The organism is Agromyces sp. GXQ0307 (assembly GCF_044769845.1).
Taxonomy (GTDB): domain Bacteria; phylum Actinomycetota; class Actinomycetes; order Actinomycetales; family Microbacteriaceae; genus Agromyces.
In genome coordinates, this window is the sequence record NZ_JBIZVY010000002.1 from 808,523 (window position 1) to 821,748 (window position 13,226).

At 70.5% G+C, this 13,226-nt stretch carries 14 protein-coding genes; 2 read left to right on the forward strand and 12 right to left on the reverse strand.

What is annotated here, in order from left to right:
• Positions 1–17: 17 nt before the first annotated feature.
• Genes ACIQH8_RS09075 through ACIQH8_RS09090 form a run of 4 tightly spaced genes read right to left on the reverse strand, consistent with a single transcriptional unit; the run spans position 18 to position 3,697 of the window.
• Entirely contained in the window at positions 18–881 is an 864-nt protein-coding gene (locus tag ACIQH8_RS09075; RefSeq protein ID WP_400997372.1) for an amidohydrolase family protein, read from the reverse strand.
• On the reverse strand, positions 878–2,107 hold the full coding sequence (locus ACIQH8_RS09080) for a CaiB/BaiF CoA transferase family protein (RefSeq protein ID WP_400997374.1): 1,230 nt from the start codon (positions 2,105–2,107) through the stop codon (positions 878–880). The genes ACIQH8_RS09075 and ACIQH8_RS09080 overlap by 4 nt, the downstream gene beginning before the upstream one ends.
• Positions 2,104–2,700, reverse strand: a complete 597-nt coding sequence (locus ACIQH8_RS09085) for an OsmC family protein (RefSeq protein ID WP_400997376.1) — start codon at positions 2,698–2,700, stop codon at positions 2,104–2,106. The genes ACIQH8_RS09080 and ACIQH8_RS09085 overlap by 4 nt, the downstream gene beginning before the upstream one ends.
• A complete protein-coding gene (locus ACIQH8_RS09090) occupies positions 2,690–3,697 on the reverse strand; it encodes an alcohol dehydrogenase catalytic domain-containing protein (RefSeq protein ID WP_400997379.1) in 1,008 nt (335 codons plus the stop codon). The genes ACIQH8_RS09085 and ACIQH8_RS09090 overlap by 11 nt, the downstream gene beginning before the upstream one ends.
• Positions 3,698–3,924: 227 nt before the next feature.
• Between ACIQH8_RS09090 and ACIQH8_RS09095 the strand changes: the two genes are divergently transcribed.
• Positions 3,925–5,010, forward strand: a complete 1,086-nt coding sequence (locus tag ACIQH8_RS09095) for an ABC transporter substrate-binding protein (protein WP_400997381.1) — start codon at positions 3,925–3,927, stop codon at positions 5,008–5,010.
• 270 nt (positions 5,011–5,280) lie between these two features.
• Here ACIQH8_RS09095 and ACIQH8_RS09100 read toward each other — a convergent pair whose 3' ends face one another.
• Positions 5,281–5,745: a MarR family winged helix-turn-helix transcriptional regulator gene (locus ACIQH8_RS09100; protein ID WP_400997384.1), complete on the reverse strand. Its 465-nt coding sequence runs from the start codon at positions 5,743–5,745 to the stop codon at positions 5,281–5,283.
• A gap of 71 nt (positions 5,746–5,816) precedes the next feature.
• On the opposite strand from ACIQH8_RS09100, the gene ACIQH8_RS09105 reads away from it, so the two are divergent.
• Positions 5,817–6,305, forward strand: coding sequence for an SgcJ/EcaC family oxidoreductase (locus tag ACIQH8_RS09105; protein WP_400997386.1), 489 nt, complete (start codon positions 5,817–5,819; stop codon positions 6,303–6,305).
• A 519-nt stretch (positions 6,306–6,824) separates the two neighbouring features.
• Here ACIQH8_RS09105 and ACIQH8_RS09110 read toward each other — a convergent pair.
• The 7 genes from ACIQH8_RS09110 to ACIQH8_RS09140 are packed head-to-tail and all read right to left on the reverse strand — an operon-like array spanning position 6,825 to position 13,202.
• Positions 6,825–7,277 (reverse strand): RidA family protein, encoded by a 453-nt coding sequence (locus tag ACIQH8_RS09110; RefSeq protein ID WP_400997388.1) that lies wholly within the window; start codon positions 7,275–7,277, stop codon positions 6,825–6,827.
• A gap of 10 nt (positions 7,278–7,287) precedes the next feature.
• Entirely contained in the window at positions 7,288–8,127 is an 840-nt protein-coding gene (locus ACIQH8_RS09115; RefSeq protein ID WP_400997390.1) for an ABC transporter permease, read from the reverse strand.
• On the reverse strand, positions 8,124–8,957 hold the full coding sequence (locus ACIQH8_RS09120; RefSeq protein ID WP_400997392.1) for an ABC transporter permease: 834 nt from the start codon (positions 8,955–8,957) through the stop codon (positions 8,124–8,126). Before ACIQH8_RS09120 ends, ACIQH8_RS09115 begins: the two co-directional genes overlap by 4 nt.
• A complete protein-coding gene (locus ACIQH8_RS09125) occupies positions 8,954–9,796 on the reverse strand; it encodes an ABC transporter ATP-binding protein (protein WP_400997394.1) in 843 nt (280 codons plus the stop codon). Before ACIQH8_RS09125 ends, ACIQH8_RS09120 begins: the two co-directional genes overlap by 4 nt.
• Positions 9,797–9,833: 37 nt before the next feature.
• Positions 9,834–10,841: an LLM class flavin-dependent oxidoreductase gene (locus ACIQH8_RS09130; protein ID WP_400997397.1), complete on the reverse strand. Its 1,008-nt coding sequence runs from the start codon at positions 10,839–10,841 to the stop codon at positions 9,834–9,836.
• A 1-nt stretch (position 10,842) separates the two neighbouring features.
• Positions 10,843–12,255: a dihydroorotase family protein gene (locus ACIQH8_RS09135; RefSeq protein WP_400997400.1), complete on the reverse strand. Its 1,413-nt coding sequence runs from the start codon at positions 12,253–12,255 to the stop codon at positions 10,843–10,845.
• On the reverse strand, positions 12,252–13,202 hold the full coding sequence (locus tag ACIQH8_RS09140) for an alpha/beta hydrolase (RefSeq protein WP_400997403.1): 951 nt from the start codon (positions 13,200–13,202) through the stop codon (positions 12,252–12,254). The genes ACIQH8_RS09135 and ACIQH8_RS09140 overlap by 4 nt, the downstream gene beginning before the upstream one ends.
• Between the last annotated feature and the right edge of the window lie 24 nt (positions 13,203–13,226).

Consider the following 13,226-nt stretch of genomic DNA (forward strand, 5'->3'; position numbering starts at 1 on the left):
TCGAGTTCTCGGGCGGTTCAGATCCCGAACAGTCCGCGGGCGTTCTCCAGCAGGATCTTCCGTCGGGACTCCTCCTTGAACGGCAGCTCGGCGAACTCGTGCATCCACCGGTCGGCGGTCATCACGGGCCAGTCCGACCCGAAGAGCACGCGGTCGGTGATGAGCGAGTCGGCGTAGCGCACGACCTCGGGCGGCAGGTACTTCGGCGCCCACCCCGACAGGTCGAGGTAGACGTTGGACTTGTGCCACACCATTGCGAGGTTCTCGAGGTGCCAGGGCCAGGCGGGGTGCGCGCTGATGATCTTCAGCTCGGGGAACTCCGCGGCGACGTCATCGATGTAGGGCACGGGCCGGGCGTTCTCGAGCCGGTACCCGCCGCCGCCCGGCGTGCCGGCGCCCGCACCGGGGAAGCCCGAGTGGAACATCACGACGAGCCCGAGCTCGGCGCAGGTCTCCCAGATCGGGAAGAACCGCGAGTCGTTGGCGAGGAACTTCTGCCGCGACGGGTTGAGCTCGCCGACGCCCCTGATGCCGTACTCGTCGTGCATGCGCCGGATCTCGGCGATCGCGGCCTCGCCCTTCCACGGGTCGATGCCCGCGAACGCGAGGAACACGTCGGGGTGGTCGGCCTGCGCCTTGCCGAGCAGGTCGTTCGGCGCGCCCTTGATGCCCGACGTCGTCTCGGAGTCCGAGTTCACGATGACGGCCATCATGCGCCGGTCGCGGTACTGGTCGGCCTGCTCGGCGAACGAGACGACGGGGCGCTCGCGGCCGAAGTGCTTCGCCATCTGCTGGTGGCGCGCGCCCATGGCGGCGAGGAACTCCTCGGTCTGCGGATGCGTGTGCACGTCGATCGCGACGAGGTCGTCGGGGCGGGTCATGCGCGAGTCCCTTCTGCTTCGATGACGGATGCCGCGGCGCGGCCGAGCACGTCGGCGTTGCCCTCCCCGAGCCGCGGCGCCGCCCGCAGCGCCGGTCGCCCGCTGGCGTGGAACACGGTGCTCGGAGCGGGCACGCGCAGCGGCGCGCCATCCGGCCCCTCGATCTCTTCGACGAGCCCCATCGAGCCGACCTGCGGGTCGTCGAACAGGTCGGCGACGGTGTTCAGCGGACCGTGCGGGATGTCGTGCGCGACGAGCCGGTCGAGCCAGTGCTGCCGCGGCATCCGCTCGGTGATCGCCTTCAGCTCGGCGTCGAGCTCGTCGTAGTTGCGGACGCGGGCCTCACGGGTCGCGAAGCGCGGGTCGTCCGCGAGGTCGGGTCGCTCGAGCACGTCGAGCAGGCCCGTCCAGAACTTCTCGGGCACCGACATGTGGATGACGAACGCCTTCCCGTCGGAGCCGACGCACGCGTACGCCTGCGCGCGCCGCGGGCGCGAGTCGGGCCCGGCGACCTGCCCGGTCTCGAGGTAGGTGGCCGCGGCCTCGGTGAGGAAGTCGATGAGCGAGCCGACCATCGAGACCTCGACGTGCTCGCCCCGGCCGCCAGGGCGCGCGCTGCGCGCGTGCAGCGCCGCGAGGATCGCCTGCGAGGCGGAGAGGCCCGAGAGCAGGTCGGAGAACGCCGGGCCGAGCGGCCGGAGCGTGTCGGCCGGCACGACCTGGCTGTACATCGCGCCGACCGCCGAGATGACGGTGTCGTAGGCGGGCCGGGCCGAGTACGGGCCGTCGGTGCCGAACCCGGTGATCGAGCAGGTGACGAGCCGCGGGTTCAGCTCGTGCAGCGCGTCGGGGCCGAAGCCGAGCCGTTCGGCCACGCCGGGGCGGAAGTTCTCGATGAGCACGTCGGCGTCGCTGGCAAGTGCACGCAGTGCGGCGAGCCCGTTGTCGCTCTTCAGGTCGAGCGTCACCGCGCGCTTGCCGCGGTTGTACGCCGCGAACTGCGGGCTCATCGCACCGTGGCCCTCCCAGCGCCGCATCGGGTCGCCGTCGGGCGACTCGACCTTGACCACGTCGGCGCCGAGGTCGGCGAGCAGCTTCGCCGCGTACGGGCCGGAGATGTACTGGCCGAGCTCGATCACGCGGATGCCCGCGAGCGGGCCCGCCGGCCGGGCCGGATCGGCCGCGCTGGCGCCGGCCGGGTCGTGCATGCCCTCGTCGGCATTCATCGGGTCTGCTCCTCTCGGTGCTCGTTCCTGAGGTCGTCGGGGCGGGTGTCGAGGACGGTCCATCCGCGCTGCACGAGGACGAGGTGCAGCGGCACGGCCTTCGACACGAGCGAGGTCGTCGGGCATCGCCGCGCAGCCTCGCGAAGCAGCGCCACGGCCTGCTCGGGCGCCGCGTCGTCGTCGATGCGGAGCTCGACCACGAACCAGAGCGGATGCGCCGGCGCACCCTCGACGAGGTGCTCGCCGCGCAGGTCGAGACACGTGCGGACCTCGGCCTCGAGCGAGCGCACCGCGACATCCGCCGCCGCCCAGGTCTTCGCCGCCCAACCGAGCATGCAGAACGCGAGCGAGCTGAGCAGGTACCGCATCGGGCTCGGCGCGGAGTCGTGGCCGCCGCGCTCGGCGGACTCGTCGGACCGGAACGCGTAGCGGGTGCCGTACTGCTCGAACTCCGAGATCGATGCGACGTCGCCCTCGAGGCGCGCGGCGACCCAGGGGCGCATGCGGGCGGATGCCGCGTCGGCGCGGGTCCGTTCGGCGATGCGCTGCAGCGAGGCGCGCAGGCGGGGCCGGTCGATGAGGTCAGCTGACATCGATGATCACCTTGCCGGAGGTCGTGGTGGGGAACTCGCGGTACGCGCGCCGCACGTCGCCGAGCGGGTAGCGCGCGCCGATGCGCGGGCTCACTGCGCCCGCTCGCACGAGGTCGAGTGCACGGCGCACCTGGTCGAGGTCGGCGCTCGCGACGCCGACGAGCCGCTTGCGAGCGAGGTAGAACTCGCGTGCGTCGATCGAGAGCCGGGTGTCGACGGATGCCGCGCAGAACGCCGCGCGTCCGCCCCACCCGAGCGCGGCGATCGCCTGCCCGAGCAGCGCGGCGCTGCCGCTCACGTCGACGACGGCGTCGAAGCGGTCGTCGGGCGCGAGCGCGCCGGCGAGGTCGGCGGCTGGTCCGGTGACGAGCACCCGCACCCCGTCGGGTGCGTCGTCGAGCGGATGCCGCGTGGCCGCGGTCACGTCGGCGCCGTGGTGCACGGCGTACTCGAGGGCCGCGCGGCCCAGCACGCCGCCCGCGCCGGTGACCAGGAGGCGATCACCGGCGCGGACGCCGGCGGCGTCGAACGCGTTGACGACGATGGGGAGGCTGTGCACGGTCGCCGTGGCGACCTCGGCCGGCAGCCCCTCGCGGTCGAAGGCGACCACGGCGGGGACGACGACGAACTCGGCCGCGCCGCCGTCGCGGTGCACGCCCACCACCCGCTGCGCGGGGCAGGTCGACTCGCGACCCTCGGCGCAGGCGGCGCAGCGACCGCAGGGGATGTTCGGCTTGATGACGACGTGCTCGCCGACGCGACGCGCGTCGACGCCGTCGCCGACGGCGACGATCACGCCGGCGGGGTCGATGCCGAGGATGCGGGGGAGCTTGGCGGCGGCGCCCGGGCCGTGCCCGGCGATGACGTTGAGATCGAGCTGGTTCACGCCCACGGTCTCGACGCGGATCAGCACCTCGCCCGCGCCCGGCTCGGGAACGTCGACGTGCGCGACGTCGAGTCCGTCGAGGCCATGGGCCTGGAGGAGGGCTGCGCGCACGGTTCGCCTCGTTTCCGATCGTCGCGGCATCGCTGCCGCTTTGGATACCGTATCCAAAAATGCACCAGTTCGTCCAGACCGAGATGGAACCCATCGTCCCCCGAAGACGTTCGTCAGGAAACCGTGGACAGCTGTGCTCATTTTGGATACGGTATCCACCAATTCGCGAGAGGCTCCGCTCTCCGCGGGACGCCGACCGCGAGTCAACCCGCCAAGAATGGAGAGTCATGCGCAGATCCATCCCTCGCTCCGGCCTCGCCGTGGCCGCCGGCCTGGCAGTGTTCGCACTGCTCACCGGCTGCGCCGCGAGCGACCCCGCAGCAGGAAACGACAGCGACCCCGCCGAGCTCGCCGACGGCGAACCCGGCGAGGCGGAGGACACTGACCTCACGGTGGCCATCCCCTTCCCCGACGTCACCATGTACTCGATGTACGTGCTCGCGACCGACCTCGGCTACTACGAGGAGGAGGGCCTCACGGTCGAGGTCATCACGGCCGACAACGTCACCGCGGCCGTGGCTTCCGGCAGCGCCGACATCGGCGTCGAATCGACCGGCACCGTCATCGAGGCGATCCGGGGCGGCGTGGAGGTCGACCTCGTCTCGGGCCACTACTGCCGGCAGAACTTCGACTTCGCGGTGCAACCCGACATCGACTCGGTCGAGGACCTCGAGGGAACTTCGATCGTCCTCGCCGGCACGCCCGGCGACCCGGCCGAGTTCCAGCGGGCCCGCGTACTCGCCGAGGAGGGCTGGGACCTCGAGGGCGTGAACGTCGAGGTCGTCTATCCCGGCCCGGGCTCGGAGTCGTGGACGGAGTTCTTCGTGAACGACCGCATCACGCTGCAGCCGTTCTACGGCGACGACCGCCCCGCGCTCGAGGAGGCCGGCGCGAAGTTCCCGGTGGAGGCGCTCCGCAACTGGGCGAACGACGTCATGGTCGCGGGCAGCGGCTACGTGCAGGAGAACCCGAACACGCTCGTGCGATTCCTGCGGGCGACGCTGAAGGCCGTCGACTTCATGACGGCTCCGGCGCCGGGCGAGTTCCCCGACAACGTCAGCGAGGTGCTCGACATCTACGAGGCGAACGACTTCGACGTCGAGGCGCTCCGCGGCTCCGACAGCCCGTGGGTGCTCGACGGCCACCTGGCGTGCCAGAACCTCTACTTCGACACCGAGGCCTGGGACACCACGGTCGAGACGCAGAGCCTCGAGCCGATCGAGTTCGACGAGTCGCAGCTGGTCTACCTCGAGAAGGCGCAGGAACTCCTCGGCCTCGACAACGCCGGCCCGGAGGAGCTCCCCTACCCCTGACCCGTTCCACCGGTGCCCTGGGTCGGCACCACGACGGGCCCTCGCCGCAGCGCATGACGGCGGGGGCCCGTCGCATGCCCGGCGGCGGTCACAGGTCGCGCCCCGGATCGGGCTCTGATGTGATCTCTCAGGTCGGGTGGAAAGGTATGCGCGGTTCACCTTTCCACCTCCGCTCGAGGCAATGGCTCGCGCCGGGATTGCAGGTCCGTTCGATGCCGGACGCGTTCGGCGGCGATCGGGTGGGCGGGCGCGGCCCGCGAGCATTCCGGATTACGTGTTGCCGTCGCGCAGCGACCGAGTTTCGCTCTCGAGCGCTGCCACCATGCGGTCGAGGTAGGCGGCGATGGCGGCCTGCTCGGCTGGCGTGTATTCGCTGATGAGGTGTCCGAGCGCCGCGCCGAGACTGCGGTAGGCGGCGTCAAGGGTCGGGTGCGCCGGTTCGGAGGCTCGCACGATCGCGCGACGGCGATCGGCCGGGTCGACTTCCCGGGAGATGTGACCGTCGGCGGAGAGGCGGCCGATGAGTGCGGTGACCGCGGCGCCGGTCAGTCCGGTCCGTTCTGCGAGGTCGGTGGCACTGAACGGCCCGTCGCGCCTGATGAGGTCGAGTGTCTTGAGGTCGGCCGCGGAGAGGCCGACGGTGTCGGCGACAGCCTGATGGAAGAGCACGATCGCCGTGCTCAGCCTGCCGCCGAGGTCGTTGCCGGCGACGCCTGATCCGTCTCGGGTTGACATCAACTTCCACTTTACTTAGATTGATCGAACTAATATGTTTCGAGCAATCTAAGTAAATCAGGAGCGCCATGATGCCCGCCACCCACGCAGGTCCGACCGAGCAGATCACCGCCGTTCTTGATTCCCTCGAAGCCGCGTGGGCCTCCGGAGACTGGGCCGCATATGCCGCCGTACACGCCGATGACGCCACCTACGTCGCATACGACGGCACCGTGATGATGGGAAGACAAGCCATCGCCGACGGTCACCGTCCCCTGTTCGAAGGCATCATGCGCGGCTCGCGACTCGTCACAGTAGATCGACTGGTCAAGCTCGTCACCGCCGACACGGCTGTCGTCGTGCAGCGCGCCGGAATCGTGATGCGTTGGCAACGCGGTGCAGAGATGCCCGCACGGAAGCGACTGTCAACCGCGACAACGCATCTCCATCGCGGACCGAACGGCTGGCAGGTGAGCGCGTTCCAGAACACCCGCTTCCGGCCCTGGGTTGCCACCCTCGCCGGTCGAATCTTCGCGCGCGGGTCGGCGATGCCGCCCGCGGAGACGCTGATCGCCGAATGACCACCCGCAGACGCAATCGCTCTGCGCCTCCGCGTCAGACCGGCCGCGTTCGACTTCGGCAGGTCGGTGCTGTTGGTACTCGAGGCAGCGCACCGCCGATCCCTCAGAGGCGAGCCCGCCACGCGGTTGTCGTCAGGATTGGCGGGTGCGGACGACGCTGCACCCGCCAATCCTGACGACGACCACATCCGGGCCACGTGCGGCGGCGCCCAGAAGACGGTCGGCCAGCGGATGAGAATCGGGGTGATGTGCGCCGTGAACGCGGCCTCCGCCGGATTCCCATGCACGGAGATGTGCCCGCCGCCCGAGAACCGGTCGATGAGTGGGCGGCCGAGGTTCTTCGCCGCGAAGGGCTCTGCGCGAGCGCAGTCCCGTACGACCCGCCCGATTCCGGTCTCAGTGAGGGCACCCCATCTGACGCAGACCTGGCCGCGACCCGAGGCTCCGGCGCAGAGAGCCGGCCCCCGTCATCGCGCATGAGACGGGGGCCGGCGGTCTGGGGGCAGGCGAGCGGACGTCTCAGCCGCTCCGCGGAGCGGCGGGTTCGGGCGGGGAGGCGGGAGCCGCGGCATCCGCGCGGGTCGGCACGGCAGCGATCGCCTCGATCTCGAAGCGGTACTCGGGGCCGGCGAAGCCGGCGACCTGCACGAGCGTCGAGACGGGGAAGTCGTGCGTGAAGTAGCGCGCGCGGATCTCGCGCACGTCGTCGCGCACGAGCCGGAAATCGTCGCGCACGAACACGTTGACCTTCACGACGTCGGCGGGAGTCGCGCCCGCGGCATCCAGCACGGCGGCGAGGTTCGCGAAGGCGAGCTCGACCTGCTCGCGGGTGTCGGCCGGCATCGTGCCATCCGCTCGCATGCCGATGATGCCGCTCACGAACACGAGGTCGCCGCCCGAGACCCTGATGGCCTGGCTGAAGTCCGCCGTCGGCGGGTAGACGCCCACGGGTTCCACGATCTGCTTCTGCATGCGCGAGTCCCTACGACGCCCCGACGATCTTGCGATCGTCGTACCAGGGTGCGAGCCGACGCCTGAGCGTCGAGATCAGCCACAGCGTCAGGTTCGCGATGATCACCATCACGATGACCATGGCGATCGCCTCGGCCATCATGAACTGGTACGCGGCGAACTCGAGCAGGTGGCCGAGGCCGCCCGTGCCGCCGAGGAACTCGCCGAGCACCTCGCCCGTGAACCCGAGCGCCGCGCCGCGCTGGATGCCCGACAGGCTGTACGGCAGCGTCGCGGGGAAGATCACCTTCCAGCCGAGGGAGACGCCGTTCACGCCGAACACGCGGCCGGCGCTCACGAGCGACGGGCTCACCGTGACGGCCCCCTCCATCGTGTTCAGGATGATCGGGAACACCGCGAGCAGGAACACCAGCGCGATCTTCGACTCGTTCCCGAGCCCGAGCACGAGGATGAACAGCGGCGCGAGCGCGACCTTCGGCGTCGAGTACAGCAGCCAGAGGAACGGCGCCACGGTGAAGCGCAGCACGGGCGACCAGCCGACCGCGAGGCCGACGACCACGCCGACGACGATCGCGAGCGCGAGGCCGATCAGCAGGTTCCCCATGCTGTACACGAACGCCTCCCAGAACTCCGGTTCGCCGAGCAGCCGCACGAACGCCGCGATGATCTCCGTCGGCGGCGGCAGGAAGGCGGCGGGCACGAGCTGGAGCCAGCTCACCGCGGCCTCCCAGACGAGCAGGATGGCGGCGACGACGCCGACGAGCAGCCACGCCCACCGGCCCTCGCCCGAGCGGATGACCCGACGCGGACGGACGATCCGGTTCGTCCCGGTCGCTGAGGTGACGCTCATCGGCTGCCCTTCCTCGTCCACGGCGCGACCCATCGCTCCACGAGGGTCACCACCTGCGTCATGCCGACGCTCCACACCACCACGAGCGCGATCGCCGCGAACGCCTGGTCGGTCTGGTACGTGTTGGCGGCGCGGATGATGACCGCGCCCATGCCCTGCGCCGAACCCGTGAGCTCGGCGACGACCATGCCGATCGTGGCGAGCACGACCGCCTGCCGGAGCCCGGCGAAGAGGAACGGCACGGTCGACGGCAGGTACACCGACCGATACAGCTGGAACCGGCTCGCGCCGAACACCGCGCCGGCGCGCACGACCGACGGGTTGGTCGTGCGCATGCCCGCCGCGACGTTCAGCAGGATCGGGAAGACCGCGCTGATCGCGACGAGGAAGATCACGGGGCCGATGCCGAACCCGAACCACGCCTTCGCGAGCGGCTGGTAGGCGATCGTCGGCGTCGCGTAGATCGTCCACGCGATCGGCCCGACGACCCGGTCGACCGGGAGCGACGTGCCCATCAGCAGGCCCAGCGGGATCCCGATCGCGACCGCGATCGCGAAGCCCGTGAGCCACGCCTTCAGCGACACGAGCGCGTTCGTCGCAAGCACCCCGCTCGACCACAGCTCGAGGAAGCCCTGCCAGATGGCCGACGGCGGCGGGAAGAAGACCGGGTTGATCCAACCCAGCACGCCGACGACGAGCTGCCAGAGCACGAGCATCACGACGACCTCGGCGGCGAGCACGAGCGCCTTGCCGCGCGTGCTCAGACCCGCGAGCCACGCCCCGATGCCACCGCGGCCGAGATTCGGCCCCGAAGCGAGGAACGTGCTCACTTCGACACCGCCGCCGCGGTCGCCTCACCCTGCAGCGCGTCCCACAGGTGGTCGCGGAGTTCGAGGAAGCGCGGGTCGCTCTGGATGCTGCGCTCCGACCGCGGACGCGCGAGGCCGGTGTCGATGACCTCCTTGATCGCGCCCGGATGGCTCTTGAACACCACGATCCGGTCGCCGAGCAGGATCGCCTCCTCGATCGAGTGCGTGATGAACAGCACCGTCTTGCCGGTCGCGGCGATCAGCTTCTCGATCTCGGCGCGCATGACCTCGCGCGTGAGCGCGTCGACCGCGCCGAGCGGCTCGTCCATCAGCAGGATCCGCGGCTCCGCGACGATCGCGCGGGCGAGGCCGACTCGCTGCTGCATGCCGCCCGAGAGTTCGCGCGGGTACGACTGCTCGAAGCCGCTGAGCCCGACGAGTTCGATGGCCTCCTGCACGCGGTCGCGCCATCCGCTGCCCTTCAGGCTCTTCTGCATCTCGAGCCCGAACCTCACGTTGTCGAAGACCGTGCGCCACGGCAGCAGCGCGTAGTCCTGGAACACGACCGCCCGGTCGGGGCCGGGGCCCGTGACCGGTTCCCCGGCCACGAGCACCCGCCCCGCACTGGGCTTCACGAGCCCCGCGATCACGTTCATGAAGGTCGTCTTGCCGCAGCCCGACGGGCCGAGCACGGTCACGAACTCGCCCTCGCGGACGTCGAGGTCGACGCCCTCGATCGCGACGAGCTTCTTCCCGGTCCGGGCGACGTCGTAGCTGACGCCCAGGTCGCGCACCGAGATCAGCGGGGCGACGGATGCCTCGCCGTCGGCCCCCTCGGCCGGCTCGATGGTGGTCGTCATCGCAGTCCCCTCTCCCATGTCCACGGGGCACCCTCGATCAGGTCAGCGCCGGCTCGGCGGCACGTTCGCGCATCTTCGGCAGCACCTCGGTGCCGAGCAGCTCGATCTGCTCGAAGAAGCGGTCGAACTTGAACCGGAAGTCGAACACCAGGTGCTCGGTGCCGATCGCCTCGAACTTCCTGAGCTCCTCGACCGCTTCATCGGGGTCGCCGACGATGAGCTGGCCCTCGAGGTCCTCGACGGTCTCGAACGTACCCGAGGGCGGCTTGACCGCGAACTTGGCCTTGTTCGCCCACGCGAGCAGGCCCGGGATGTTCACGTGCTTCAACGCCTCCTCGCGGGTCTCCTCGATGGAGGTCGGCGGGATCACCGACACGGTCGGCATCGGGCGGCCCGAGGCATCCGTCAGCTCGCGCATGTTGGCGATGCGCTTCTCCATGGTCGCGAGCGAGATGCGACCGGGCATCCAACCGTCGGCGTACTCGGCGGCGAGGCGCGCCGAGCGCGGCGTGGCGCCGCAGTACCAGAACGGCACGCGCCCGCCGACGGGCTTCGGCTCGATGGTGACGTTCTCGAACGAGAAGATGCCGTCGTCGTAGGTCACGTCGTTCTCGGTGAAGACGCGCTTCAGGATCTCGGCGTTGGAGCGCACCGCCTCGACGCGGTCGAGGTCGCCCCAGCCGATCGCCTCGAACTCGTGGTCGAACGTGCCGGCGCCGAAGCCCAGGATGAGCCGCGGCCCGACGAGCTGCGTGATCGTGCCGGCCATGAGCGCGGTCACGAGCGGGTGCCGGAACGGGATGAGCGAGCCGGTGCCGAGCTCGAGCTTCTCGGTGACCGCCCCGATCGCGGTGAGCGTCGTGAGCGCGTCGTAGAACGTGCGGTTGGGCTTCTCCATCTCGCCGTGCGGCTCGAACACGAGGTGGTCGCGCACCCACACCGAGTCGAAGCCCATCTTCTCCGCGAGCTGCGAGCCCTCGAGCAGCTTCTCGCGGCTCGCCTCCTCGCCGAAGTGCGGCAGCAGCAGTCCGAATTTCATCGCCATGTCAGTTCCCTTCCGTTCCGGCCGTCTCGGCCGGGATGTCGGCCGGCGCGGCCGCGAGCTTCCCGTATCCGGGTTCGCCGACGACGGCGCCGTCGGCGTAGACGTCCCGGCCGCGCACGAGGGTGCGCTCGATCCGGGTGCTGATGGTGCGGCCGTCGTACGGCGTCCAGCCGATCTTCGACAACACGTCGTCGTTCGTGATCGTCCACTCGTGCTGCATGTCGGCGATCACGATGTCGGCGTCGGCGCCGACCTCGATCGCGCCCTTCACGCCGGCGAGGCCGAACTTCTCGGCCGGGATGCGCGCGACCATGTCGACCGCGCGTCCGAGCGCGAGCTCGCCGCGGTTCACGGCGTCGAGCATGAGCTCGTAGTAGTACTGGATGCCCGGCGTGCCGGTGTGGGCGCTCCACATCTCGGTCCAGCCGATCTCCTTCTCCTCGCGCGTGTGCGGCGCGTGGTCGGAGCTCGCGATGTCGATCGTGCCGTCGCGCATGCCCTCCCAGATCGCGGTGCGGTTGTCGTCGGGCACCCAGTACGACAGCGCGTACGGGCCGAGGGTCTCGACGTCCTTCCACGTCGAGAGGAACGGCGCCCAGTGGTTGACCTCGCACGTGACGTCGATGCCGGCGGCCTTCGCGCGGCGGACCGCCTCGATCGAGCGGCGCGTCTGGATGTGGGCGATGTGCACGGGACATCCGGATGCCTCGGCGAGGCGCAGGATCACGTCGATCGCGGTGTCCCAGATGACGCCCTCGCGGGCGGCGTACGCCGACGCGTAGCCCTGCGGCGTGTTCTCGCCTCGCGCCAGGACCTCGCCCTCGATGTAGTCCATGAGCGCCTGGTCGTGCGGGTGCACGATGAACCGCTTGCCGGTGCCGGCGATGCGGTCCATGATCTGCAGCAGGTGGCCGTGGTCGTGGATGCCGGTGCCTGCCGGGTGCGGGTAGGTGCGACCGGTGTCGACGACCATGTAGATCTTGTAGGCGTTGATGCCCATCTCGGCCATGGGCACGATGTCGTCGAACTTCGTCGGCGCCGGGTTGTGGTTCCAGTCGACGATCGAGGTCGACGCGTACCGCTCGAACACGTCGGTGAGCGTCTCGACGTCGACGGTCGGCGGGTTGAGGTTCGGCATGCCGAAGATGGTCGTCACGCCGCCGGCGGCGGCCTGCCGCGTGGTCGTGAGGATGTCGTCCTTGTGCTCGTAGCCGGGCTCGCGGGTGTGCACGTGGACGTCGACCATGCCGGGCAGCACGAGCCGCCCGGTCGCGTCGATCGTGCGGGTGGCGTCGACCGCGACGCCGGGCGCGACGAGGCCGGCGATCCGGCCGTCGTCGACCAGCAGGTCCGCGGTGGTGGGGCCGGACGGCGTCACGACGACGCCGCCGGCGATTCTCAGGTCGATGGTCACTGCGGTGCCTCCATGCGGTCGATCGACTCGCCCTGGCCGGGCGAGCGGGTGGTGCGGACGTCGACGTGGCTCGGACGCACGTAGCGGTCGAGCCAGTCGACGATCAGCGGGGTGGTCTGCTCCCAGTAGCGGTCGTACGCGGCGTAGTGGGTGGTGTGCCGCTGCATGAGGAGCTGCTTGGGGCCGCGGGCCGCGGCGTACAGCCGCTCCGCGTGGTCGGTCGGCGTGGTCGCGTCGCCCTCGACGCCGATGACGAGGAGGGGCGTGGTGAGCCGGGCCGCGGCGTCGATCGGCCGGTAGCCGAGGATCTCCTCGGCGCACGAGAGCGGGATGGCACTCGGGATGCGGTCGTCGACATCGGCCTTGATCGTCGTCGCGCGCCGCTCGGGCGTCGGGACCATGATCTCCTCGCGCGGGTGCACGAGCCGGCCCTCGCCGGTCGTGACGCGCTGCCGGCGGTCGGCCTCGAGTCCGGCGAGGAACGCGAGCCACTCGTGCTCCTGCCGCATGCGGTGCAGCCAGTCGGTGCCGTCGGCGACGGGCACCTGGCTCACGGCCGCCTTGACGCGCGGGTCGGCGTCGGCGAGGAGCACCGCGTTGCCGCCGCCCGTGCCGCCCGTGCCGAAGACGCCGATGGCGTCGGCGTCGACGTCGTCGCGCGTGGTCAGGTAGCTGACCGCGTTGACGAGGTCCTGCAGCTGCCGGGCGGGGGAGAGGATGCCGCGGTCGCCGCCCGAGTCGCCGAAACCGCGGTAGTCGAAGACGAGCACGGCGAAGCCGGCGGCGACGAGGGCCTCGTGATAGCGGACGTAGAGCTTGGCGTCCTTGAGACCGAGCCATCCGGGGCCCTGGACGATGGCCCGGTACGGGCCCGGCTCATCGGGGGTGCGCCAGAGTCCCGCGAGGCGGTCTCCCTCGCTGTAGAACTCGACCGGTGTCGTCTGCATGGATGCGACGTCCTTCCGTTGAAC